This window comes from Kitasatospora sp. NPDC088351 (assembly GCF_040685575.1).
Lineage (GTDB): Bacteria > Actinomycetota > Actinomycetes > Streptomycetales > Streptomycetaceae > Kitasatospora.
In genome coordinates this window covers 58,015-81,617 of sequence record NZ_JBFBIL010000032.1, presented here as the reverse complement: position 1 = coordinate 81,617, position 23,603 = coordinate 58,015, and the positions used below count along the sequence as shown (strand labels likewise).

The window sequence follows — 23,603 nt, the reverse complement described above, 5'->3', positions numbered from 1 at the left end:
GCCATCAATACGATCGTATGGGTTACGATCACTTTCAAAGCGGCGGACAGCGGCGGACGGAGTGCACGATGAGGATCCTGGCTCTCGGCGGCCCCGGAGCGATGGGGGCCGTAGCGGTCCGCGTGGCGGCCGGGCTCCCCGGCGTCACCGAGATCGTGGTGGCCGACAGAAACCTCGACGCGGCCCGGACACTGGTCCGTCGGCTCGCCGGCACCGGAGGCACGCCGATGCGGGCGCTCACGGTGGACGTGACCGACGACGCCGCGCTGCGGGCCGCGCTCGACGGTGCGGACGTCGTCCTCAACACCGTCGGTCCGTACTACCGCTTCGGCATGACCGTGCTGCGGGCCGCGATCGCGACCGGAACCCACTACCTGGACATCTGCGACGACTGGGAGCCGACCCTGCGGATGCTCGACCTGGACGGGGAGGCCCGGGCCGCCGGGGTCTGCGCCGTGGTGGGCATGGGCGCCAGCCCCGGGGTCAGCAACCTGCTGGCCGCCCGCGCCGTCCGGCGGCTGGACCACCTCCAGGACCTGTACACCGCCTGGCCCGTCGACGTCTCCGGCAGCGGGGACGACGAACAGCTGAGCGACCCCGACGGGCGCCCCGACGCGGCCGCCGTGCACTGGATGGAGCAGATCAGCGGGGACGTGGCGGTGGTCAGCGGCGGGCGGCTCGTCCACCGACGACCGCTGCTGCCGGTCACCCTCGCCGTCTCCACCGGACGCTCCGGCACGGCCTACACCGTCGGACATCCCGAGCCGGTCACCCTGCACCGCAGTTTCCGTCCGGCCGGCGAGGCCGCCAGTCTCATGGTCGTCACCCCGGGCACGGTGGCCTACCTCGATGTCCTGCGCCGCGACATCGACGCCGGAAAACTCACCAACGAGACCGCCGCGGCCGACCTGGCCAAACCCTCACCGCTTCGCACACTGCGGGCCACGGCGGGTGCCGTGGGCCGCAAGGGGCCCGGGTCGCTGCCGCCGTTCTTCGCCGCCGCGACGGGCTCCCGCCACGGCCGCCCGGTCACCGTTCTGGCCCGGCTCGCCGATACACCCGGCGCCTCGGCGCTGATCGACGACATGGCGGAGGCGACCGGGATCCCGCTGGCGCTGGGGCTCGCGCAACTGCTGGACGGCACCGCCCGCCGCCCCGGCGTCCACCCGCCGGAGACCGCCATCGACGCCGAACGCTTCTTTCTCGATCTGGCGCGCCACGTGCCCGCCCTTCCCGGTGGCGACGGCCCGCTCGACGGCGTGGCCATCGACGTGACCCCGATCGGGTGAAGCAGGAGACACGAGTCCCGAACCGGGAGAAGTCGCCACGCCCCCCACCACCGGCGTCGACCTGGCCGGACGGGCCGTCCGCCGCGGTGCGGCGGCGCGGGTTCCGGCCGGACAGCCCGCTGGGACGCGCCTTCCCGAGCTGAGACGATCACCAGGACCGTACGAACGACCGCAGGAGTGGGGAACATGACCGGTCTGGTGCTGCTCGGCGTCCTGGCGCTCGTCATCGGAGGGTGCGCATGTGTGGTGTGGGCGGAACGCGGCGGGCCCCGCTGGGTCCGCGCCGTGGCGGCCGTGACGCTCGCCGCGGGCTCGCTGCTGCGCCGTTCCGGGAAGAACCGGCGCCGGAGCCTGAACCGGAGCTCCGGCGACGGCGACGGCGGTGACTAGGAACGTCCTTCGGCACGCCCCGAACCGGGCCGCCCGCGCTTCGCGCGGGCGGACGCCGACTCCGACGACCTCGTCCCGCGCGGATCAGGCGAGGTTCTTCTCCAGGGCCGCGAGGTAGTTGCGCATGAAGTGGTCGCGCACACCGTCGCCGGCCGGGGCGAACGCGTCGGCGGTCAGGCCTTTCGCCCGGTCGGCGAGACCGCCGGCCAGGCTCATCGAGTCGTGCACCCTGCCCGCGGAGTCGATGTACTTGAGCGTGTCGACATGGGTGAAGGCGGGCTCGGGTGGCAGCTGCGGAACGATGTCGTTGTTGTTGACGAAGCGGTACATCCGGTCCTTGAAGCCCTGGTTGCAGGCGGCGGCCAGGGTGCGGTCGCAGGTGCGGGGCTGGCCGAAGGTGTAGACACCGTCCGCCCGCAGGCGCGGCTCCTCCAGGTACATGCGCGCTCCGACGAGCATCGCCAGCGCGCCGCCGAGGCTGTGGCCGGTGAACCAGACACTCTGACCGTCCGTGCGCAGTTCGGCGAGCGCCTTCCGGATGTCGGGGAAGACGGATTCGAGGGCCTCGGCGAAGCCGTAGTGGACGTAGCCGGTCCGGGCGGGGCCGGGCCAGGGCGGGGTGGTGGCGTCGGAGAGCCAGTCCCGGATCTCCCGCGGTTCGGTGCCCCGGAACGCGGTGACGATCATGTAGTCGCCGGCCATCGTGTAGGCCTGGGTGTCCTCGAGCGGGAAGGGCGGCGTGAAGCCGGTCCGGTGGTGGCGCACCGTGGTGAAGCCCCAGGCCCGGGCCTGCTCCTCGATGGTGTCCTCGTCCTTGTAGGCGAGGTCGGCGGCCCTGGCCAGCCAGTAGGCCTGGGAGAGGCTGTAGCCCTCGGCGTGGTGGTCGACGGCGGTGGGCACCGGCATGGTGCGGCTCCTTCTCGAAACTCCGGTCGGCACCGCTCCGAGCAGGCCGACGGCACGGGTGTCGTCCCCTGTCGTACCGGCCCGAGCCCGCCGGCCTCGGCCACCGCGCCCCGCGCATCACCCGAAAGGCCACAGGCGGCCGACCGTCTGCCGGAGAGACCCGGCCCACCGGTCGTCCGTCTGCCCACCCGCCGCGCCACCGGGACGGCACCGGCGGTTCCGGTTGTCGTCAGCGAGCAGCGGGGGTTGACTTCCGGTCAATCGAAGGCCGAAACCCTCTTCTGAGCACCAATCAATCCCCAAAGGCGACTGGGGCGTTCGAAGACATGCCATCCTTAGTGCCATGTGAGGCGTGAAATTTCACATTCCACTAATACTCCTGGGAGAGGACCTGATGAAGCGCACCCTCGCCGCCGCCCTCGTCGGCGCCGCCGCACTCACCACCCTGGGCACCGCAACGGCCTCGGCCGCCCCCCTCACCACCTCGACCCCCACGACCACGTGCGCCGCCGGCTTCGCCGGAGTCCTGGCGACCACGATCTGCGCCGACGTCACCGACAACCAGGTGAAGTTCTACGGCTTCGCCGACACCGACCCCCGCTGGTCGGCCCGTCAGGTGGCGTTCAGCCTCTCCGGCTCCGTGGTGGGCGGCGCCTCGCTCGGCACCCTCAACACCAGCGTCCTGGTCCCGCGCGGCGGCACCCGCGTCGGCGACGTGACCGGCACCGCCCCGTGCGGCTCCAGCGTCACCGGCGAGTTCAAGGTCACCGAGTGGGGCTGGGCGCCGTCCACCGCCACCGTGACCGTCCCGGTCACCTGCTGACGGCACGCCCGCCACCCGGGCCGGCCCGACGGCGGCCGGCCCGGGTGATCCCCCCGGTGGGGAAGCGCGAGTCGGCGTCGCCGTTCCAGGAGAGGACCGCGAGCGGCGGTACGGGAGAACCCCATGAACCGCCTCGCCACCGTGCCGGCCGGCGCCGCAGCCCTGGCCGAGCCGGATCCGAGATCCATCGGGCGCAGGAGACACGTCCCCGCCGCCCTCAGGGGGCTCACCGGGCAGCGGGAGCCGACCCGATGTCAACCACGCGTGCCCACTCGGGCGGCGAGTCCGGCACGTAGTCGGGATCGTCCTCGTCCCACGACCGGGCCCGGCGCCGGGGAAACAGGCCCACCACGGTCCGGCACGGCGGTCGCGTGCTCGGCCAGGGCGTCTGCCCGTCGGTCAGGACCACGATGACGTCCGGTGGGGACCCCATCCGAAGCGCCCTGGCGAAGCCGGTGCGTAGATCGGTGCCCCCACCGCCCACCAGTGGTATTCCCTCGGCACGGCACAGCGGGTGGGCGATCCGGGCCGAGGCGTCGCACGGCACCACGGTGATCAGGTCGCGACGGCCGCCCACGGCGCGGGAGATCGCAGCGACTTCGAGAAGTGCGCTGCCCAGTTCGGCGTCACTGACCGACCCGGAGGTGTCGATGACCACGCAGACCCGCGGCGGCCGGCGCCGCAGGCTCGGCAGGACGACGCCGGGCACCCCGGCCGAGCGCCGCGAAGGCCTGCCGTAGGTGTAGTCCTCGCCCGCGCCGGCGCCGGAGGTCGCCGAGCGGATCGCCGCTCCCAGCAACTCCCGCCATGGCTGCGGCGGGTGGAATGCCTCCTCCGCCCACCGCCGCCACCCCTTCGGAGTGTGCCCCGGACGGGCGGTGATGCCCTGTGCCACCCGGAACCGGACCGCGTCCCGTTCCTGCGCGCTGAGGCCGTGCGCGCCGTCCGGCCCCAGGTCCCACTCCCGTTCCAGTCCGTCGGCGCCACTGCCACAGTCCAGCCAGGCCAGGCTCTCCGTGCACGGCCCGAGCCCGAACTGCCGCAGGTAGTCCTCCATGAGCTCGCCCTCGGACAGCCCCAAAAGCCCTGGCTCGACGGCGCCTTCGGGCTTGACCAGCCCGTCACCGAACACGTCGTCGTTGATCTCGCAGTCCGCGGCGATGTTCATCCGAAGCCGCTCCCCCGGGCCGCTCAGCCCGCGTTCGCGCGCGACCCGGTCACTGCGCCCGTGGTGGTCGCGCAGCAGGTGCGAAACCTCGTGCACCCATACGCCGGCCAGTTCCTCCACCGGCGTCCGAGCCACGAACGCCGGCGAGACGTAGCACCGCCAGTGCCGGTCGACGGCCATCGTCGGTACCCGCCGCGACTCCACGGTGTGCAGGGCGAACAGCGCCGTCGCCAAGTAGGGCCGGACCCGCGCGGCGTGCAGCCGGGCGGCGAAGAGCTTGTCGAGGTCCAAGGTCCCCGGCGCCTCCGGGATCACCGGCCGGCCTTCGCGGCGGCCGCGGCCCGGACCGCCGCCTGGTCTGCTCGCCGGGACAGGGACACCGCTCCGGCGAGCCGCTCGATCGACGCCGGAACGTCCCAGTCCTGCCGGCGCAGCGAGGCGAGTGTCGTCGCGGGGACGACCACCAGGTCCGGGGCTCCGGTCTCCAACGCCCGGACCAGGAGCGCCCACGCCGCGTCCCAGCGGGACTTCTCCGGGCGGTTGCGGACCGCCGCCACCACGCCGTCGAGCACGGCTTGGCGCAGATCCCCCCGCTCGGGCAGCACGGCACCCGCCGGGTCGGCGAGAAGCGCCTCGGGGTCCGGGAGGTCCATCCGGTCCAGGCCGGCCAGCAGCTCCAGCCCCGGGCCGTCCCCCACCGTGCCCCTGACCAGCAAGGAAAGAACCTCCCTGGAGGAGCCGGCCGCGGTCGCGAAGGCGATCAGACACAGGGCCATCTCCCAGCTTCGGGGTGACGGCCAGGGCCCGCCCCGACGGGTTTCACTGCTGGGCAGCCGGTGCACCAGCCCCGGACGGGCGGCCAGCAGCCCGCACACCGCGCGGCGGGCGAAGTCCACGGCCTCCGGCAGCCTCTCGGGGGCGAGCCGCGGAAGTGTTGCCCGGGGCCATGTCCCGCCGAGGCCGCGCACTACGACCTCGTGGTCGTGGGTCCACTGAAGATGGACGAACCGGTTGGCCAACGGCGGGCTCAGCTCCCAGCCGTCGGCCGCCGAGGAGCGTGGATTGGCGGCGGCCACGATCCGGACCCCGGGCGGCAGTTGCAGGGTGCCGATCCGCCGCTCCAGTACGAGGCGGAGCAGGGCTGCTTGAACGGCCGGCGGCGCGGTGGACAGCTCGTCCAGGAACAGCAGCCCGCGGCCGGCCCGGACCAGTCGCACAGCCCAGTCCGGCGGAGCCATCGGGACACCCTGTTCCGCGGGATCGTCACCGACGACGGGCAGCCCCGAGAAGTCGGACGGCTCGTGCACACTGGCGATCACTGTGGTCAGCGGAAGATCCAGAGCCGTCGCGAGCTGTGTCAGGGCCGCGGTCTTACCGATTCCCGGCTCACCCCACAGGAGCACGGGCAGGTCGGCGGCCACGGCCAGCGTCAGGGCCTCCAGTTGGGTGTCGGGGCGCGGCTCGGTGGTGGTGTCGCGCAGCAGGACCAGCAACTCGCCGGCGACGTCGAGTTGGGAGGCATGGGCTCGGCCGGAGGGGGTGCCGGTGGCGGCAGGCCGGGTGTGTGCGGGCATGTCTGATCACCTGTCGGTTGGTGGTGGGTCGAGCAGATGCGGGGAACGGGGTCCCCGGGGTCAGTGGGCCAGTGGGCCAGTGGGTCAGCGGGTCAGCGCGTGGCGCGGGCGGGAACGGCGGTCGCCCGAACGGCCACGATCCACGCGGCCGAATCCGGGTCCGGCCACAGGTCCGGGTCCGGCGCCGACCAGGCCTGCCCTGAACAGTCCGTAGGTGATCCGCCTCAGCGCGGCCGCCTCCAGTTCGTCCCGCAGATCGCCGCTGCGCAGCAGCGCGTCGGGGCCCAGGAGGCCCTCGACGACGGCCAGCGCACCGGCGGTGTCTCCGTGGTCCAGGCGTTCGCGAACCCCCGGGAGGCAGTCCGGACGACGGTGCGCCAGATCGATCGCCTGGAGGCAGGGAAGCGGCGTACCGGTCAGTGCGGCCAGCAGTTCTTCCCGGCGGACCTCGGCCGGGTCATGGTCCAGCGGAGCCAGTACCCCGTCGACCAGACCGATCCGGTGCTGAGCTCCACGGCACTCCACGAGGCGCGGTTGTCCCGGCCGGTCCGGAGTCCGGGACGGACCGGCCGGCGAATGGCCCGGTACCAGTGCCGAGGCGACCAGCGGGTGCAGCCGATCGGCCTCGATCGAACCGGTGCGGATCAGTTCCAGGTCGGGCAGCGCCCAGGTCGCCGCGTCGGGCAGGACCGGCAGCGCGGAGGCACCGCCGTCCGTGGACGTCGCCGCGATCCGCACCGCAGGCGGCCCGAGGCCGTCCCGGTCCACGGCCAGGTCCAGGAACAGCCGGCGTCGGGCCCCGAGCCACACGGCGACGGTATCGGTGGGCCGCCCCTCTGCGTGGAGCAGAATCCCCGCCTCGGCCGCCCATCGGTCAACGGCGCAGCGGCGCCACCGTGGCACCAGCCCCGTCGAATCGCGGTTCAGCACAGGCCGGCCGTCGGCGGGCGGCCGGTCGGCCCCGGACCGGATCCGCAGCTCATCAGCCCTTTCCGCGTCCCACAGGTGGCGGTGCAGGTCGAGGCGGAACCGCCGGCTGGGACGGGGATGCGGATAACGGCCGGTGACGGCCTCCGCGGAGGATCCGTCCCACAGTGCGAGGCTGATCCGCTGACCGGCATCCGCCCAGGCCGGTGGAGTCCGGGCCACGAGGTGCACCGGGCATTCGCCGTCACGCCCGGCTGCGTCGTACCGGGCCAGCGCGATGGTCAGACCCGGGCGCAGCAGCCCGTCAGGAGCGATCCTCGGCATGTGCCAGCGCAACAGGTCAGGAGCCAGCCGGCGGAGGTCGGCCCGCACCCGGGCCACGAGGTCCTGGCCATGGGTACGCGCCAGGGAACGCAGGTTGAGGTCGACGTCGATGCCTGCGGCGGCGCACGCCCCGGCCCAGTCTCCGGCACACCGGCGGGTTGTCGCAGTCTCGATCATGGACGGCGGCACGGCGAACTCGCGCACGCGCAGCCAGAGGGAAAGGTGGGAATCCCCATTCGCGGTCCGAGTGAGCATCAGCACTCACCTTGCGCGGATGGGACCCCCAATCTGGTAACAGAATGAGTCGTCATCGCGAGGATCATAGCGCTCCTCTTCGCGATCTGTCAGCTGCCCCAGGCCGGACCGTCTCCTGGGCCCTGTCGGCGAACGCGGTGACCCCGCTGTGCCCAACACCGGCGTGGCGTCAGTGCGGTCAGTACCGCACGGCCTTGACCACCACGGGGAGCAGGGTGACGTCGGCCGGCTGGGTGCTGAACGCGACCGGCGAGGCCTTGCCCCCGGCGGGGACGTCGTCGGCGCCTACGATCGCGCTGTCCACCGTCTTTCCGCTGGTGTCGGTGAAGTCCACCTGCACGGCGAACGACGCGGCGGAGGTGCCGGTGTTGGCGATGGTGACCACGACGGCGTGCAGGCCACCGGTGCTGGCGCGCGGCAGCCCGGTGAGGGTGACCGCGCCCAGCGCGTTGCCCCCGTCCTCCACCCCGCTCAGCACCGAGGCCGCCTTGGCGTTCGCCTGCGCGCCCTGCGCCGCGACCGAGGCTTCGAAGGAGGCCGCCGCCGCGGAGGAGGACGCCCTCGCCGCCGAAGCGGAGGCGAGGGCCGACTCGACCGTCGAGGCCAGCGCGGACGGCGGCTCGCCCGAGAACGCGGACGGGTTGGGTGCGGTGCTCAGCGTGGAGGGCGTCTCCGGGCCTGAGGCGCCGATCGACGGATTGGTCGACGAGCTGCTGCACGCGGCCAGCACGGCCGCGCCTCCGAGCATGGCCAGCAGCGCCCCCCTGCGGTGTGCCGTCCACCGCCGGCGGACGCTCGTACCAGGACGGCTCGGGAGGGTATGGAGTTCACGCACCGAGGATCCCTCTTCTTGTTCGGTGACCGGCGGCGCTTGGGCCCTTACCTCCCCATGCTTGGCAACAACCGCCGCCGCGGCCAAAGCTGCTGACCCGTTCGAGTGCCCGCCCGCCCCCTGCCCGGGACGGCAGCGCACCTCCGTTTCCGGCGGATAACGTTCCGGTTGCATGCACACAACCCGCTCAAACCCCCACCAGCGTGCGCACCGGAGGCACTAGGCTCCCTGCTGGCCGCCCTGGCACCAGCCGAGCGGTGACAACGGTCGACAACCGCACCGACTCCGTCATAGTGAGCCTTGGCTGGAGCAGCCCCGGCGGCGACGGGGACGCCGACGTCTCGGTGCTGCTTCTGGCCGCGGACGGCAAGGTGCGGAGCAACGCGGACTTCTTCTTCTACAACAACCCGGCGGCCGAGGACGGAAGCGTCCAGTTGCTCGGGCAGACCCCGACGGAGGTCGGCACCGAGGACCGCATCCAGCTCGACCTGACCGCCGTGCCCGCAGGCATCGAACGGCTGGTGATCGCGGCCAGCCGTCACCAGCGCGCGGCGTTCGGCCAGTTGGACAACCTCCGGCTGGGGCTGGCCGACAGCGCCGGGGAGCAGTTGCTCACCTTCCCCATCGCGGACGCGGACTCCGAGAGCGCGTTCGTCTTCGGCGAGATCTACCGGCGCAACCAGGAGTGGAAGTTCCGCGCCGTCGGGCAGGGATACGACTCGGGACTGGCCGGGCTCGCCACCGACTTCGGCATCGAGATCGACGACGACGAGACCGATGACGGGGTCGGCGAGGGGATCGAGGAAGGGACCGAGGAAGGGACTGACGACGGGGTCGGCGAGCGCACGGGTGACGAGGCGACGGCCCCCGGGGCGCCGCAGCCGTCCGCCGTCGGCGAGGCGCCCGCCGCTCCGGACGGCGCGGGTCCGGCCGCCAAGGTGCTGGTACCGGCCCAGGCCCAGCCGCCGGCCGCCGAGGGGGCGCCCTCCGCACCGGCCGCGCCCAAGCGGCTGCGCACCGCGAGGAAGAAGGTGACCCGGCCCAGGAGCGCCAGGCCGTCGCTGGCCGAGAACGACTCCTGGCGCAGTGCCCGTCTCTTCCCCGCGACCAGCCTCAAGAGCGACCGGGAGCGCGAGGTCCGGGCCACCTCCGTCCTGCTGTCGGTGATGGCACAGGTGCCGGAGTTCGGCCGCCGGCTGACCGCGGCGTTCGGGGCGCCGGCCGGCCGGATGGAGACCTTCGCCGAGGTCTCGCTCCCCCACGGCGACTCCCCCAAGCGCCCCGACGGCGTCATCCGGGTCGATCGCGCCGGGCGGCTCTGGACGGCCCTGCTGGAGAGCAAGACCAACGGCAACCCGCTGAAGGCCGAGCAGGTCCAGGACTACATGGACATCGCCGCCCGGCGCGGCTACGAAGCGGTCATCACCCTCTCCAACGATGTCGCGCTGGAAGGCAGCCCGCTCGTCTCCGTCAAGATCGACGGGCGCCGCAAGCACAAGGTGATGCTCTGCCACCTGTCCTGGGCCGAGGTCGCCTTCCAGGCGAAGATGCTGATCCGTCACGAGGGCCTCACCAATCCGGCGCACGGGTGGCTCCTGGAGGAGCTGCTGCACTACCTCCAGCACGAGAACTCGGGCTGCCACGGCTTCCAGAACATGGGCCCGGCGTGGGTGCCGGTGCGCAACGGCATCGACGACGAGACGCTCACCCAGGGGGGACGAGCGCGCCGTCCAGGTCGTCGAGAGCTGGGAGCGGCTCATCCGCCAGGTCTGCCTCCAGCTCGGCGGCGAACTCGGCGTCAAGGTCCAGCCCGTCCAGCGAACCCGCCGCGGCGAGGACCCCCGGGACCGGCGCGCCGCGCTCGCCGACCGGCTCTGCGCGGACGGCCGGCTCAACGCCGAGATCAGGATCGAGGACACCGTCGGCACCGTCACCATCACGGCGGACCTGCGTCTCGGCAAGCTGCGCACCTCGATCGAGATCCCGGCTCCGGAGCAGGGCTACCCGCTGAGCTGGGTCAAGCGACTGGTCCGCCAGCTCGCCGAGGCACCGGCAGACCTGCACGTCGAGACCCTGACGGACGGTGCCGCCGCCGGACCTCGCGGCACCCTGGAGAAGCTGCGGCCCGAGCCGGGCAATCTGCTGCCGAAGGACTCGTCGAAGATCACCGGGTTCCGGCTCTCCCTCGCGAAGTCGGTGGGAAGCACCCGGGGCAACGCCGAGACCGGCTTCATCCGGGGTGTCGACGCCGCCGTCGAGCGGTTCCACTCGGGTGTGGTCGCCCACCTCGACCACCGGGCGGGCCGTCGGGTGTAGGGGCGAACCGTCAGCAGGGCCGGGGCCGCAGGACGGGCCCCGGCCCTGTCGGCGTTCGGGCGGGGAGGGCGGGGAGGGACAGGGCAGGGCGGGACAGGAGGGGCGGCGGGGGATCGGGTGGGGCAATTCGGAACGTAGGGGAACCAAAGGGGGTCGCGGGCCGACTGGTGGGGGGTGAGTGCGAAGTCGCCGGGTGTCCGGCCGTTGAGTGTGCTGGCGGGGTTCGCCCTGCTGCTGGTGGTGGTGTTCGTGGCGGCCTTCGCCGTGGGGCGGGGGGCCGGACCGGTGTCCCCGGGGCTGACGCCCGGGGGCGGCGGCGGGAAACCCGGGATGAGCGGGCACGACATGGGGGCGGGGAATTGAGTTCCGTCGCGGGTGCGGACGCCGGGGCGCTGGTCAGTACGGATCTGGCGGTCGGCGGGATGACGTGTGCGGCCTGTGTGGGCCGGGTCGAGAAGCGGCTGGCGCGGATCGACGGGGTGACGGCCGGGGTCAACCTCGCCACCGGACGGGCCCGGGTGGTGCACCCCGTCGGCGTGGCCGTCGAGGAACTGGTCGCCGCGGTCGAACGGGCCGGTTACACCGCCGAGTTGGCCTCGGCCGGACAGGTCGGGGACGGCGGGGAGGCGGAGGGCGCCGGGGACCGGTGGCGGCTGCTGGTGACGGCGCTGCTGGCGGTGCCGGTGGTGGTGCTCTCCATGGTGCCGGCGCTGCAGTTCCCCGCCTGGCAGTGGGTCTGCTTCGCCCTGGCGGTACCGGTGGTGAGCTGGGGTTCGGCCGGGTTCCACCGGCGGGCCTGGCAGGGCCTGCGGCATGCCGCCGCCACCATGGACACCCTGGTCAGCCTCGGGGTGGTGGCGTCGTTCGGGTGGTCCGCGTATGCGCTGGTGTTCGGCGGGGCCGGGGAGATCGGCATGCGGATGCCGTTCTCGCTGACCGCGGACGGTGGCGGCGCGGCGCACGTCTATCTGGAGGCGGCCGTCGGGGTGCCGCTGTTCGTGCTGGCCGGGCGGCTGCTGGAGGGCCGGGTGCGGCGGCGCAGCGGCTCGGCCCTGCGGGCGCTGGCCGAGCTGGGCGCGAAGGAGGTGTGCGTCCGGGATCCGGAGACCGGGCAGGAACGGCTGCTGCCGATCGAACAGCTCCTGCCCGGGCAGGAGTTCGTGGTGCGGCCGGGCGAGCGGGTGGCGACCGACGGCGTGGTGGTGGACGGCAGTTCGGCCCTCGACCTGAGCCTGCTGACCGGCGAGAGCGTGCCGGTCGAGGCGGCCCCCGGGGACCGGGTGGCGGGCGCGACGGTCAACGTCGGCGGCGCCCTGGTGGTGCGGGCGACGGCGGTCGGCGCGGACACCCAGCTGGCCCGGATCACCGCCCTGGTGGCGGACGCCCAGGCAGGCAAGGCGCGGGCGCAGCGGCTGGCGGACGCGGTGGCCGGGGTCTTCGTGCCGTGTGTGCTGGCGGTGGCGGTCTGTGTGCTGGGCTTCTGGCTGGGTGCGGGCGCCGATCCGCAGGCGGCGGTGACGGCGGCGGTCGCGGTGCTGGTGGTGGCCTGCCCGTGCGCGCTGGGGCTGGCCACGCCGACGGCGCTGCTGGCCGCCACCGGCCGGGGCGCCGAGCTGGGCGTGCTGGTGCGCGGGCCGGAGGTGCTGGAGAGCCTGCGGCGGATCGACACCGTGGTGCTGGACAAGACGGGGACGCTGACGACCGGGCGGATGGAGCTCGCGTCGGTGGTGGTCGCCGAGGGCGCCGGTACGGGCGCGGCCGTTGGTGCGGGTACCGGTACGGGCGCGGGCGCGTCCGGCGCGGTGGACGCGGACCTGGTGCTGCGGCTGGCCGGGGCAGTGGAGCACCGGTCGGAGCATCCGATCGGCCGGGCCGTCGTGGGGGCGGCCCGGGAACTGTGCGGGGCCGACGGCCTGCCGGCGGTGACCGCCTTCGCGGCCACCGCCGGGGTCGGGGTGTCCGGGACGGTCGAGGGCCGGCAGGTACGGGTCGTCCGGCCCGACGACGCCGGCGGCCCGCTGCCGCCCGAGCTGGACGCGGCGCTGGCACAGGCCGGTGAGGCCGGCCGGACGCCGGTGGTCGTCGAGCTGGACGGGCGGGCGGTGGCGGTCCTCGCGATCGGGGACACCCTGCGGTCCGGCAGCTGGCGGGCCCTCCACCGGCTGCGCGGGATGGGTCTGGAGACCGTCCTGCTGACCGGCGACGGCGCGGGCGCGGCCCGGGCCGTCGCGGACGAGCTCGGCATCGAGCGGGTGCATTCCTCGGCCTCGCCGGAACGCAAGGCCGAGGTGGTCGCGGAGCTGCGGGCGGCCGGGCGGACCACGGCGGTGGTCGGCGACGGCGTCAACGACGCGGTGGCACTGGCCTCGGCCGACCTCGGGGTGGCGCTCGCCTCGGGCAGTGACGCCGCGATCGGGGCGGCCGGGCTGACGCTGGTGCGGGGCGACATCGAGGCGGTGGTGGACGCCGTCCGGCTGGCCCGGCGGACGCTGGCCACCATCCGGGCCAACCTGCTCTGGGCCTTCGGTTACAACGTGGTGCTGATTCCGCTGGCGGCCGTCGGGCTGCTGAACCCGATGCTGGCGGCGGTGGCGATGTCGCTGAGTTCGCTGCTGGTGGTGGGGAACAGTCTGCGGCTGCGGACCTGGCAGCCGGGGCGCGGCGCCTCGGGCGGGCACGGCGACGGCGATGGTTCGGCGGGGAGCGGCCGGGGGCCGGGCGGGCGGCGCCGTTCTTCGGCGGCGGGGCGGCGGGGTTCGGCGGGTGCGGCGTGGTGAGGACGGCGAAGGCGGCGAGGACGGTGGGGTCGGTGGGAGCCGGACGGCTGCGGACGGGCGAACGGCTGCGGGTGGTCGGGCCGCCGGTGGCCGCGGCGGCGGTGGCACTGGCGCTGCTGTCCGGGTGGACGGCGGTCGGCGGGGCCGGTCGGCAGCGTCCGGTGGAGGCCGGGCCGGGCTGGCTGCTGCTGCCGACGGCCGGCGGGGCCACCGCCACGGCCGCCTTCTTCACGGTGCGCAACCCCGGCGACGTCCCCGATGAACTCGTAGGCGCCAGCTGGGAGTTCGGCGGAAGGATCACGCTGAAGCGGCATCAGCACCAGGGCGCGTCGGGCCGGTGGGAGCCGGTCACCGCGCTGTCCGTACCGGAGCGGGGCGAGCTGGTGATGTCGCCGGAGGACTCCGATCTGATGATCACCAACCCGCCGGCGCTGCGGGCCGGGCAGTGGGTGGAGTTCACGCTCAGCTTCCGCAGCAGCCCGGAGCTGCGGGTCAGGGCCGAGGTCGTACCTCCGGGCGGACGGCCCGCCGGCTGAACCGGCGACGCCCCTGAACGCGGGTCCGCGGGAGGGCGGACCGGCGTTCAGGGGCGTCGTGGTACGGAGTCCCTCGCGGTGCGGAGGCGTCGCGAGGGACGTCGGAGCGGCCGGGCCTCCGGGCTCAGGGGCGGACCGGCTGGTCGAGAATGGACTCGACCGGGCGGCGGGGCGTCGCCGGGCCGGGCGGGCCGTACCCGGTGCGCAGCACCAGCTGGACGTAGCCGGGGCCCTCGGCCGGGTCGCGCAGGCCCCACCGGGTGTCGTCCCACTCGACGGCCTGGTGCCAGACCGTCAGCCGGAGCCCGTGCACGGTCGCCAGCAGCCAGACCCGCTCCAGCGCCTGACCGGTGCGGAGCCAGTCGGCCGGGCCGTCGCCCGGGGTGGTCAGGGTGCAGAGCTGCGGCAGTGCCTCGAAGCGCTGGGACGGCTGGGTGGGCGCGTCACCCCGGTGCGGCGGGCGGCCGGCGAACTCGCGCATCGGGACGCGGGCGTCGTGGTCCAGCGGGCCGAGGGCGGTGAGCGGGATGCCGTCGGTGGCGGCGTCCCGCCTGAGCCAGGCGTGGGTCTCGGCCTGCCGGGCGGGGTCGTGGGCGATCCGGTCCTCGGCCTCCGCCGTGAGCGCCAGCACCCGCCGGACCCCGGCCTCCTCCAGCGGGGCCAGTGCGACGCCCTCGTCGTGGGCGGCGGCGACGAGTTCGCCGAGCACGGCCTCCGGCACGTCCCGGTTGGCGAACGGCTGGCGGCTGGAGTGGCGTTCGGCGATGGCGGGGTAGAGGTCCCGGCCGAACAGCCGCTCGGCGCGTGCTGGTCCGGCGAGGTCGAGGACGGCGAGCAGCTGCGGATCGTCCTCGTCCGGGAGCAGTCGGACGGCCGGCTCGCGGCCGAGCCGGCCGGCGGCCACCCGCAGGTTGAACAGGGCGGCGCCGACGGAGATGTGCAGCGCGGCGCCGTTGGGATCGGCGAGCGGGACGGCGCGACCGGGGTCCGCGCGCACCTCCAGGCCCTGCCCGTCCGGGGTGGGACGGAACCGCCAGGGCTGGCTGTTGTGCAGCGACGGCGCCGCGCCACCGGCGGCGGCGAGCAGCCGCAGGTCGGCCGCGGTGAGGGTTGGCTCGGTCATGGTGATCCTCTCCTTGCCTCGGGGGCACGGCCGCCATCGGGGAGTCACGCCGCAGTGGCTGGTACTCCCGAGGGTGCTCCCGGCCGATGGGCGGGCGACAGGGTCCAACGGCCCGCTTTCGGCCCGGGCGGTCCGGGCCGGGCGGTCCGGGCTGTCCGGCCGTGCTCGGCGGTGTGGCGGCGCTGCCGGGCCCGTCGGGCTGTCGGGCCCGCGCCTGCCGTCAGGCGGCGGGTCCGACGGGCGCAGGCCCGGCAGGCGTGGCCCGTCAGGCGTGCGGCACGACGGCGATCGGGGCGTGGGCGTGCTGGAGGACGGCGTGCGCCACCCGGCCGAGCCGCAGGCCGATGTCGTGCGGGCGCCGGCGCCGTCCGACCACCACGAGGTCGGCCGCCTCCGAGGCCTCGACCAGCGAGCGGGCCGCGCCGAGCCGGACCTGCTCGACCAGGACCGTGTCGGGGTACCGGTCACGCCACTCGTCCAGCGCCAGGCTGAGCGTCTTCGCCTCCAGCGCCTGGAGGTTGGCCATCTCGGTCTGCGGCGGGATCCAGCCCGCGTACGCGAACACCGGCGGCATCTCCCAGCCGTGCACCACGCGCAGCCGGGCACCCCGCAGGGCGGCCTCCCGGAAGGCGAAGGCGAGCACGTCCTCGCTCGGGGCGTGGGCGTCGACGCCGACGACCACCTCGGGGGCGGTGCCGGCCTGCTCGCCGGTCCCGGCCTCCTCCCCGGTGCGGGCGCCGGTCGCCGGGGCGGGCCGGACCACCACCACGGGCGCGGCGCAGCGGGCGGCGGCCGCCATGCTCACCGAGCCGACCAGCAGGCCGGTGAAGCCGCCCAGGCCGCGCGAGCCGAGGACCAGCAGACCGGCGTCCTCGGCGGCGGACACCAGCCCGTCCACGGCGGCGTCGAGCACCACGTCGGTCTGGACGGGGAGGCCGGGGTGGCTGCGGCGCACCTCGTCGGCGGTGGCGGCGAGCATCCGCTGGGCGACGGCGGGCAGGTCGTCGGCGTCGGCGAAGGCGGCCCGGCCGTCGGTCAGCCAGGGCCAGGCGTGCACCAGACGCAGCGGGGCGTCCCGGCGCAGTGCTTCGCCGGCGGCCCACTGGGCGGCGGCGGTGCTCTCCGGCGAGCCGTCGACTCCGGCCAGGACGGGTGGCGTCATGAGGGTTCCTCTCACTGGGCGGGGCGGCGCGGGGTGGCGCGGCGGCGGTACCGGGCGGGGCACCCTGACGTGTCGTCCGGTACCACCACCCTGACGGCCCGGCGGGGTGCGCGGCAGAGGCCGCTGGGCCCTCGGGGCAGGGCCGGAGGTCCCGTCCAGGGAGGGAGCCGGGAAGGGTCCGCGGCGGCCGTCGGGTGCGTACATGACGGACCCGGCGTTCCGTGCCGCTGTGGGCGGGCACTAACGTGAATCCGACAATCTTCCTGGTCGGGCGACCGGGGACCGAACCGGACGTACCGGTACAGAGCGACGAGGAGGACGCCGGTGGGCGGCGCGGACGGGACGCGAACGGACGTCGGCGGGGCAGCCGCCATGGACGGCGCGTCCGCGGGAGGCGGCACCCCCACCGACAGCGGGCCCGGCGGTGCCGCGCCCGCTGGGGGTGCGCCCGGCCACGGTGCGCCCCCCGGGGGCGGTTCGGCGCGGATGCCACAGCTGCGCCTGGACGAGCTGCTGGAGGAGCTCCAGTGGCGGATCGACGCGGCGCGCGGCACCCGGGACCGGGTGCACAGCCTGCTGGAGGCGGTGCTGGCGGTCGGGCGCGAGCTGGACCTCTCGCAGGCCCTGCACCGGATCGTCGAGGCCGCCGCCGACCTGGTGGACGCCCGGTACGCGGCACTCGGCGTGATCGGCGCCGACGGGCACACCCTCTCGCAGTTCCTGACGGTCGGTCTGACCAAGGAGGAGACCGACGCGATCGGGCCGCTGCCGTCCGGGCAGGGCATCCTGGGCGAGCTGATCCGCCATCCGCAGCCGCTGCGCTGCCCGGTGCTGTCCGAGCACCCCGCCTCGGTCGGCTTCCCGGCGCGCCACCCGCCGATGCACACGTTCCTCGGGGTGCCGGTGCGGGTGCGCGGCGAGGTGTTCGGCAACCTGTACCTCACCGACAAGCGCGGCGGCCTGGACTTCGACGCCGACGACGAGGCGGTCATCGCGACCCTGGCGGTCGCGGCCGGGGTGGCCATCGACAACGCCCGGCTGTACGAGGAGGCGCAGCGCCAGCAGCGCTGGCTGCGGGCGAGCGCCGAGATCACCCGCAGTCTGCTGTCGGGCGCGCACCGGCTGGAGGTCGTGGAGCTGATCGCGCGCCGGGCGCGGGAGATCGCGGGCGCGGAGCTGGCGGACGTCTCGGTGGCGCTGGCGGGCCCGGACGAGCGGGCGAGCGAGCTGACCGTCGAGGTGGCGCTGGGCGGCGAGCCGACCGCCCGGCTCGGGGTGACGGTGCCGGTGGACGGCACGCTCTCCGGCGCGGCGTACGTGTCCGGCTCGCCGGTGACCAGTGGCGAGCTGGAGTGCGACGCGCGGTTCACGGCCGGGCCGCCCGGGCGGTTCGACGGGCTGGGCCCGGCGGTCGCGGTGCCGCTGGGCACCGGGACGGGCTACGGGCGGGGCGTGCTGCTGCTGGCCCGGGAGGCCGGGCGGCCGCCGTTCAGCGCGGAGGAGACCGGCCCGCTGCTGGGCTTCGCCGACCAGGCGGCGCTCGCCCTGGAGCTCGCCGAACGGCGGCGCGACGCCGAGCAGTTGACGCTGCTGGAGGACCGCGACCGGATCGCCCGGGACCTGCACGACCTGGCCATCCAGCGGCTCTTCGCGACCGGCATGACGCTGCAGAGCGCGGGCCGGCTGATCGAGAGCCCGACCGCGGCCGACCGGGTCAGCCGGGCGGTCGCGGACCTGGACGAGACGATCAAGATCATCCGCTCGACGATCTTCGGGCTGCGCGCCCACAACGAGCCCGACCGGGGGCTGCGGGCCCGCGCCACCCGGGCCGTGGGCGAGGCGCAGGCGACGCTGGGGTTCGCTCCCCGGCTCAGCATGGAGGGCCTGCTCGACACGGACGTGCCGCAGGAACTCGCCGAACACCTGATGGCCGTCCTCGGCGAGGCCCTCAGCAACGCGGCGCGGCATGCGCGGGCGAGCCGGGTGGAGGTCGCGCTGCGGGCGCTCGGCGGCCGGGTGACGCTCACGGTCACGGACGACGGCGCGGGCGTGCCGGAGGGCGGGCGGCGCAGCGGCCTGCGGAACCTCGCCGAGCGGGCGGAGCGCGCGGGCGGCAGCTTCGAGCTCCAGGCGGCGGAGGGCGGCGGTACCCGGGTGGCGTGGGAGGCACCGCTGGGGGCCTGAGGCGGGCGGGTGCGAGCCGCGGGCGCGCGCGGCTCGCGACGGTCCGGTGGGCGCGGGGGCCCGGGGCGGACAAGAGCGGGCTGACAGAATTCGAAATCTGTTATCCGTTAGTTGTTATCTGTCAGCTGTCAGCTGTCAGCCGCCGCCCGACGACCAGCTCCGCCCCGATGCGGATCTGCACCCGATGCGCGTCCGCACGGCGGGCCGCCCCGGCCGGCTCCACCTGGGCCCGGCCGAGGACGGTGACGCACCAGCCGGTGCCGTCCACGCCGTCCACCTCGTCGGCCTCGAACGCGATCACCGCGCCGTCCACCGCGCGGACCAGTTCCGAGCCGGCCCGCGCCGACAGCAGCACACCTCCGCGCGCGTCCAGCCGGAAGCGCACCGGCAGCACGGCCGGGAGGGCGCCGACGGTGTAGACGACCCGGCCCACCTCCGTACCGGCCAGCAGTTCCATCGCCCGAGCCTCGTCGAGGTCCCGGACGCCGAGCGGCCACGGCTGCACGTCCGGTTCCACCTGCGGGGACGACGCTGCGAGATCGGGGTTCATGCCAGCGATGGTCACTCGCCGGGCCGGGCCGGGGGGAGGGCCGATGGTCCTGTGAACCGTCCCGACCGGCCCCGATCCGCCGGGACGCCCGCCCCCGGTCGGCCCCGCCACCGTCCCCGACACGGCGGCGGGGCCGATGGGGACACGGAAACGGGCAGGTCCTCACCGGCGGATTCACCGGTGAGGACCTGCCCGCCGCGGACCCCGGTCCGCGTGCACGGCCGACGGGGCGGCGCGCTCCCCCGGGTCAGCCCCGGAGGCCCCCGTAGGAGCGCTGGTGCGCCGGCTGCGGGGCGGCGGCCGGCTGGCGCAGTTCGGTGGCGATCAGCGCCGCCTGGACCCGCCGCTCCACGCCGAGCTTGGCCAGCAGGCGGGAGACGTGGTTCTTCACCGTCTTCTCGGCGAGGTAGAGCCGCTCGCCGATCTGTCGGTTGGTCAGGCCCTCGCCGATCAGCGCCAGCACCTCCTGCTCGCGCACGGTCAGCTCCGGCCCGCCGGTGGTCGCCTGCTCCGGTTCGGCGTCACTGCGCAGGCGGTTGAGCAGGCGGGTCGCCGCGCCGGGGTCGAGCATCGAGCGGCCGGAGGCGACGGTACGCACGGCGGCGACCAGGTCGGTGCCGCTGATCTGCTTCAGGACGTACCCGGCGGCGCCCGCCATCACGGCGTCGAGCAGCGCCTCCTCGTCGTCGAAGGAGGTCAGCATCAGACAGGCCAGATCGGGCATCCGGGAGCGCAGTTCACGGCAGACGGCCACACCGTCGCTGTCGCCGCCGAGGCGGACGTCGAGAACGGCCACGTCCGGGCGGAGCGCGGGGACGCGGACGAGGGCCTGCTCGGCGGTGGCGGCCTCGCCGACCACCTCGAGGTCCGGCTCGCAGTCCAGCAGGTCGTGGACTCCCCGGCGTACCACCTCGTGGTCGTCCAGCAGGAACACCCTGACCGGTGCCGGCGTCTCGGTACCGGTCGTCTCGCTCGCCATGTCGCGGCTCCACCTTCCTCGCGCCCGGCACACTGCTTCGGGACTACGGCATCATCGCCGATCGACGCGCGGCGGCCCAGGGCCCAACGGCCCCATTCGCCGGGGCCTCGGACCTGGTTCCGGCTGCGGCCGCGGCCGGGGTCAGTGCCGGTACCGGCGCACGTTGCCGAGGCCGATCAGGAGGAAGGCGGTGGAGACCGCCACCGCGCTGCCGGCCGCGGCGGCGACACGGGGGGCGAACGAGCCGCCCCCGGCCATCAGGATGGAGACCGCGCCGAGCGAGGAGATCGCCAGGCCGACGAGCAGCCAGCCCAGCAAGGTCAGGGCGGCCGGGCGCGGGGACTTCGGCGCGGGCCCGGCGTCGAGCATCGCCCAGCGCAGTCCGTCCTCGTGCCGCTCGACCCGGCGGTACCAGAGGGCCCGGACGCGCAGGATGACGCCGGCGACGAGGCCGGCGAGGGCGACCTGCGCGGCGGGCTGCCAGTCGGGGACGACCAGCAGCAGTCCGCCGGCGAGCGCCATGCCCGCCCACCAGACGATGCAGGCCGCGGCGGCGGTGCGGGCCGACCGGGGGCGGTCGTCGCCCGCCTGGAGGTCGGAGATGGCGGGCAGGTACCAGACGCAGCCGGACGCCGTGATCGCGGCCGTGCCGATGGCCAGGACGGTGTGGGACATGCCTTTCGCTCCTCAGCCGAGGGGTTCGGCGCCGCCTGCTCGGGGCGGGCCGGTGATGGGGGACCCTGGGCCGGGGTGTCCGCCAGGTCGAGGAGGAGCCGTCCCCGCCCGCCCGGGGGCATCGAAACGGGCGGGGACGGCGTCAGGGGGCGGCGCGGGGCCGCCGTGCCGGGTCGGCCGGCGCGGTGATGGACAGCAGATAACAGATGACAGACGTTGAAATCTGTTATCCGTCATCCGTCATCCGTTGGCTGTCAGCCGTCCAGCTTCTTCGGCGCCCGGCGCAGCTCCGGGTTGTCGTAGTTGGCCGGGGTCACGCCGACCAGGTGCTTGGCCGGCTCGCCGTTGTTGTCCAGGAAGTCGCGGGCGGCGATCTCCGGGTGGTGCAGGTCGAAGGCCGGGGACTCGGAGCGGATCCGCGGCAGGGTGACGAAGTTGTGCCGCGGCGGCGGGCAGGAGGTGGCCCACTCCAGCGAGCGGCCGTAACCCCACGGGTCGTCCGCGGTGACCTTCTCGCCGTACTTGGCGGTCTTCCAGACGTTGTAGAGGAACGGCAGGATCGACAGGCCGAGCAGGAACGAGCCGATGGTGGACACCGTGTTGAGCACGGTGAACCCGTCCGCCGCGAGGTAGTCGGCGTAACGGCGCGGCATGCCCTCGGCGCCCAGCCAGTGCTGCACCAGGAAGGTGGAGTGGAAGCCGATGGTCAGCGTCCAGAAGGTGATCCGGCCGAGGCGCTCGTCCAGCATCTTGCCGGTCATCTTCGGCCACCAGAAGTGGAAGCCGGCGAACATCGCGTACACCACGGTGCCGAACAGCGTGTAGTGGAAGTGGGCGACGACGAAGTACGAGTCCGAGACGTGGAAGTCGATCGGCGGGGCCGCCAGCAGAACGCCCGTCAGACCACCGAAGAGGAAGGTGACCAGGAAGCCGACCGTCCAGAGCATCGGCGTCTCGAAACTGAGTGAGCCCTTCCACATGGTGCCGACCCAGTTGAAGAACTTCACCCCGGTGGGCACCGCGATCAGGAAGGTCATGAAGGAGAAGAAGGGCAGCAACACCTGCCCGGTGACGTACATGTGGTGCGCCCAGACCGTCACCGAGAGGCCGGCGATGGCGACGGTGGCGGCGATCAGGCCGGCGTAGCCGAACATCGGCTTGCGGGAGAAGACCGGGATGACCTCGGAGACGATCCCGAAGAACGGCAGCGCCAGGATGTAGACCTCCGGATGGCCGAAGAACCAGAACAGGTGCTGCCAGAGCATCGCCCCGCCGTTGGCCGGGTCGAAGACGTGCGAGCCGAACTTGCGGTCGCACTCCAGCGCGAGCAGCGCCGCCGCCAGCACCGGGAAGACCATGAGCACCAGGACGGAGGTCAGCAGCACGTTCCAGCAGAAGATGGACATCCGGAACATGGTCAGGCCCGGGGCGCGCATGCAGATGATCGTGGTGATGAAGTTGACCGCGCCGAGGATGCTGCCGAAGCCGGAGAGCGTGACGCCCATGATCCACATGTCGGCGCCGACGCCCGGCGAGTGGATGGCGTCGGAGAGCGGCGCGTAGAGGAACCAGCCGAAGTCGGCGGCGCCCTGCGGGGTCGCGAAGCCGGCCGCGGCGATCAGCGAGCCGAACATGAAGAGCCAGTAGGCCAGCATGTTCAGCCGCGGGAAGGCGACGTCCGGGGCGCCGATCTGCAGCGGCATGATCCAGTTGGCGAAGCCCGTGAACAGCGGCATGGCGAACAGCAGCAGCATCACCGAACCGTGCATGGTGAAGGCCTGGTTGAACTGCTCGTTGGAGAGGATCTGCGTCCCCGGCCGGGCGAGCTCGGCGCGCATGACCAGCGCGAGAATGCCGCCGATCAGAAAGAACCCGAACGACGACACCAGGTACATGGAGCCGATCGTCTTGTGGTCGGTGGTCGTCAGCAGCCTGACCACGGACGAGCCGGGCCTTCCGACCCGGACTCCCCCCGGCCTGGCGGCGGACGGCGGCAGCGCGCTGTCGCCCTTTGCCTCGATGGCGCTCAAGGACGCACTCCTTCGAAACTTCTGCGGATGGATGGCGATCCATGATCAGAACTCGACGGCCTTGCGCCCTAGGGCCGTTGGGCCCAGCCGACCGGGGCCGGTGGGCCTGCGTTCGGGACCCCGACCAGGGCCCTCCGTCAGGCCGCGCGCCGGAGCCTCCGCCGGGCGGCCGCGGTCGGCTCCGGACATGCCGAAGCACCGATGCGCACCGGGGAGTCGGGCTCTCCCCCGGGTGCGCACCGGTGCGCTCCGGAACCGGTCAAAGCCCTACCGGGCTCCCGCCGCGCGCTACGAGGCGGCGGCGCCCGCGGTGAGCCGGTAGCCGGTCACCAGGTCGGGCTGGATGGCCACGGTGTGGTCCATGGAGGCATTCACCCATGGCCGCAGCAGCGCGCGGTAGCGGGCGAGTTGACCGGGATCGGTGACCGCGCGGGCGAAGCCGGTGACGACCACGCTCCACCCGAGGTGGGTCACCGGGTCGATGGCGTCGGCCTCGTACGCCACCACGACACCGGCCGCCTCCGCGCCGAGCGTCGCCGTGGTGAGCGCCGCACCGTCGTGGGTGCGGATGACGATCGTGTCGTCCACGAGCAGGTGGTTGACCGGGCGGATGGCCGGCAGGGCACGCGCGGTGAACACGATCCGGCCCAGCGGCACACTCCCCAACAGCCGTATCGCCTCCGCCCGTTCGATGGGCACGAGGTGGCGCGGCGGGGCCTCGCCGACCGGCGGGAACGACCGGGCGGGTGGCCGGCCGCCGGAGCGGCGCAGCGCCCGGAGCCG

18 protein-coding genes and 1 pseudogene are annotated in these 23,603 nt (G+C 74.2%); 7 read left to right on the top strand and 12 right to left on the bottom strand.

The window, feature by feature from the left end:
• The first annotated feature begins 68 nt into the window (after positions 1–68).
• Positions 69–1,289: a saccharopine dehydrogenase NADP-binding domain-containing protein gene (locus AB0P06_RS22390; RefSeq protein ID WP_363609933.1), complete on the top strand. Its 1,221-nt coding sequence runs from the start codon at positions 69–71 to the stop codon at positions 1,287–1,289.
• A 186-nt stretch (positions 1,290–1,475) separates the two neighbouring features.
• Positions 1,476–1,679 (top strand): hypothetical protein, encoded by a 204-nt coding sequence (locus tag AB0P06_RS22385; RefSeq protein ID WP_363609931.1) that lies wholly within the window; start codon positions 1,476–1,478, stop codon positions 1,677–1,679.
• Between the two features lie 84 nt (positions 1,680–1,763).
• Here the strand turns inward: AB0P06_RS22385 and AB0P06_RS22380 are convergent, their stop codons facing one another.
• The gene (locus tag AB0P06_RS22380) at positions 1,764–2,585 is read right to left on the bottom strand and encodes a lipase family protein (protein ID WP_363609929.1); all 822 of its coding nucleotides are present in this window, start codon (positions 2,583–2,585) and stop codon (positions 1,764–1,766) included.
• A gap of 394 nt (positions 2,586–2,979) precedes the next feature.
• Here AB0P06_RS22380 and AB0P06_RS22375 point away from each other — a divergent pair, with 394 nt between their 5' ends.
• On the top strand, positions 2,980–3,408 hold the full coding sequence (locus AB0P06_RS22375) for a hypothetical protein (protein ID WP_363609927.1): 429 nt from the start codon (positions 2,980–2,982) through the stop codon (positions 3,406–3,408).
• A gap of 226 nt (positions 3,409–3,634) precedes the next feature.
• Here AB0P06_RS22375 and AB0P06_RS22370 read toward each other — a convergent pair whose 3' ends face one another.
• The 4 genes from AB0P06_RS22370 to AB0P06_RS22355 form a co-directional block, all read right to left on the bottom strand.
• Positions 3,635–4,891, bottom strand: a complete 1,257-nt coding sequence (locus AB0P06_RS22370) for a VWA-like domain-containing protein (protein ID WP_363609925.1) — start codon at positions 4,889–4,891, stop codon at positions 3,635–3,637.
• Positions 4,888–6,150, bottom strand: a complete 1,263-nt coding sequence (locus AB0P06_RS22365; RefSeq protein WP_363609923.1) for a MoxR family ATPase — start codon at positions 6,148–6,150, stop codon at positions 4,888–4,890. The genes AB0P06_RS22370 and AB0P06_RS22365 overlap by 4 nt, the downstream gene beginning before the upstream one ends.
• Positions 6,151–6,234: 84 nt before the next feature.
• Entirely contained in the window at positions 6,235–7,656 is a 1,422-nt protein-coding gene (locus AB0P06_RS22360; RefSeq protein ID WP_363609921.1) for a hypothetical protein, read from the bottom strand.
• 178 nt (positions 7,657–7,834) lie between these two features.
• Positions 7,835–8,491 carry a hypothetical protein gene (locus AB0P06_RS22355; RefSeq protein WP_363609919.1) on the bottom strand — a complete coding sequence of 219 codons (657 nt, stop codon included), beginning with the start codon at positions 8,489–8,491 and terminating at the stop codon, positions 7,835–7,837.
• A 254-nt stretch (positions 8,492–8,745) separates the two neighbouring features.
• Between AB0P06_RS22355 and AB0P06_RS22350 the strand changes: the two are divergent.
• The 3 genes and pseudogenes from AB0P06_RS22350 (at position 8,746) to AB0P06_RS22340 (ending at position 14,117) form a co-directional block, all read left to right on the top strand.
• Positions 8,746–10,804: pseudogene (locus AB0P06_RS22350) on the top strand (TerD family protein).
• Between the two features lie 359 nt (positions 10,805–11,163).
• Positions 11,164–13,581, top strand: coding sequence for a heavy metal translocating P-type ATPase (locus AB0P06_RS22345; protein WP_363609917.1), 2,418 nt, complete (start codon positions 11,164–11,166; stop codon positions 13,579–13,581).
• Between the two features lie 32 nt (positions 13,582–13,613).
• Complete coding sequence (locus AB0P06_RS22340) at positions 13,614–14,117, top strand: copper chaperone PCu(A)C (protein WP_363609915.1); 504 nt, start codon at positions 13,614–13,616, stop codon at positions 14,115–14,117.
• A gap of 124 nt (positions 14,118–14,241) precedes the next feature.
• On the opposite strand, the gene AB0P06_RS22335 is transcribed toward AB0P06_RS22340, so the two are convergent.
• Both AB0P06_RS22335 and AB0P06_RS22330 read right to left on the bottom strand, forming a co-directional pair.
• Positions 14,242–15,240, bottom strand: a complete 999-nt coding sequence (locus tag AB0P06_RS22335) for a hypothetical protein (RefSeq protein ID WP_363609913.1) — start codon at positions 15,238–15,240, stop codon at positions 14,242–14,244.
• Positions 15,241–15,505: 265 nt separating this feature from the next.
• On the bottom strand, positions 15,506–16,402 hold the full coding sequence (locus AB0P06_RS22330; protein WP_363609911.1) for a universal stress protein: 897 nt from the start codon (positions 16,400–16,402) through the stop codon (positions 15,506–15,508).
• Between the two features lie 486 nt (positions 16,403–16,888).
• On the opposite strand from AB0P06_RS22330, the gene AB0P06_RS22325 reads away from it, so the two are divergent.
• A complete protein-coding gene (locus AB0P06_RS22325; RefSeq protein WP_363609909.1) occupies positions 16,889–18,586 on the top strand; it encodes a GAF domain-containing protein in 1,698 nt (565 codons plus the stop codon).
• A 121-nt stretch (positions 18,587–18,707) separates the two neighbouring features.
• Here the strand turns inward: AB0P06_RS22325 and AB0P06_RS22320 are convergent, their stop codons facing one another.
• From AB0P06_RS22320 to AB0P06_RS22300, 5 genes are all read right to left on the bottom strand, one after another.
• On the bottom strand, positions 18,708–19,136 hold the full coding sequence (locus tag AB0P06_RS22320; RefSeq protein ID WP_363609907.1) for a pyridoxamine 5'-phosphate oxidase family protein: 429 nt from the start codon (positions 19,134–19,136) through the stop codon (positions 18,708–18,710).
• Between the two features lie 247 nt (positions 19,137–19,383).
• Positions 19,384–20,115: a response regulator transcription factor gene (locus AB0P06_RS22315; protein ID WP_363609905.1), complete on the bottom strand. Its 732-nt coding sequence runs from the start codon at positions 20,113–20,115 to the stop codon at positions 19,384–19,386.
• Positions 20,116–20,256: 141 nt separating this feature from the next.
• Positions 20,257–20,790, bottom strand: a complete 534-nt coding sequence (locus AB0P06_RS22310; protein WP_363609903.1) for a hypothetical protein — start codon at positions 20,788–20,790, stop codon at positions 20,257–20,259.
• A gap of 254 nt (positions 20,791–21,044) precedes the next feature.
• On the bottom strand, positions 21,045–22,730 hold the full coding sequence (gene ctaD, locus AB0P06_RS22305; RefSeq protein WP_363609959.1) for a cytochrome c oxidase subunit I: 1,686 nt from the start codon (positions 22,728–22,730) through the stop codon (positions 21,045–21,047).
• A gap of 378 nt (positions 22,731–23,108) precedes the next feature.
• Complete coding sequence (locus AB0P06_RS22300) at positions 23,109–23,519, bottom strand: pyridoxamine 5'-phosphate oxidase family protein (protein WP_363609957.1); 411 nt, start codon at positions 23,517–23,519, stop codon at positions 23,109–23,111.
• Positions 23,520–23,603 lie beyond the last annotated feature (84 nt).

Excerpts from the sequence above, each read along its gene's own strand:
- AB0P06_RS22390 (WP_363609933.1), top strand. The coding sequence starts at position 69 with ATGAGGATCCTGGCTCTCGGCGGCCCCGGAGCGATGGGGGCCGTAGCG.
- AB0P06_RS22385 (WP_363609931.1), top strand. The coding sequence starts at position 1,476 with ATGACCGGTCTGGTGCTGCTCGGCGTCCTGGCGCTCGTCATCGGAGGG.
- AB0P06_RS22380 (WP_363609929.1), bottom strand. The coding sequence starts at position 2,585 with ATGCCGGTGCCCACCGCCGTCGACCACCACGCCGAGGGCTACAGCCTC.
- AB0P06_RS22375 (WP_363609927.1), top strand. The coding sequence starts at position 2,980 with ATGAAGCGCACCCTCGCCGCCGCCCTCGTCGGCGCCGCCGCACTCACC.
- AB0P06_RS22365 (WP_363609923.1), bottom strand. The coding sequence starts at position 6,150 with ATGCCCGCACACACCCGGCCTGCCGCCACCGGCACCCCCTCCGGCCGA.
- AB0P06_RS22360 (WP_363609921.1), bottom strand. The coding sequence starts at position 7,656 with ATGCTCACTCGGACCGCGAATGGGGATTCCCACCTTTCCCTCTGGCTG.
- AB0P06_RS22335 (WP_363609913.1), bottom strand. The coding sequence starts at position 15,240 with ATGACCGAGCCAACCCTCACCGCGGCCGACCTGCGGCTGCTCGCCGCC.
- AB0P06_RS22330 (WP_363609911.1), bottom strand. The coding sequence starts at position 16,402 with ATGACGCCACCCGTCCTGGCCGGAGTCGACGGCTCGCCGGAGAGCACC.
- AB0P06_RS22325 (WP_363609909.1), top strand. The coding sequence starts at position 16,889 with ATGCCACAGCTGCGCCTGGACGAGCTGCTGGAGGAGCTCCAGTGGCGG.
- AB0P06_RS22320 (WP_363609907.1), bottom strand. The coding sequence starts at position 19,136 with ATGAACCCCGATCTCGCAGCGTCGTCCCCGCAGGTGGAACCGGACGTG.
- AB0P06_RS22315 (WP_363609905.1), bottom strand. The coding sequence starts at position 20,115 with ATGGCGAGCGAGACGACCGGTACCGAGACGCCGGCACCGGTCAGGGTG.
- AB0P06_RS22310 (WP_363609903.1), bottom strand. The coding sequence starts at position 20,790 with ATGTCCCACACCGTCCTGGCCATCGGCACGGCCGCGATCACGGCGTCC.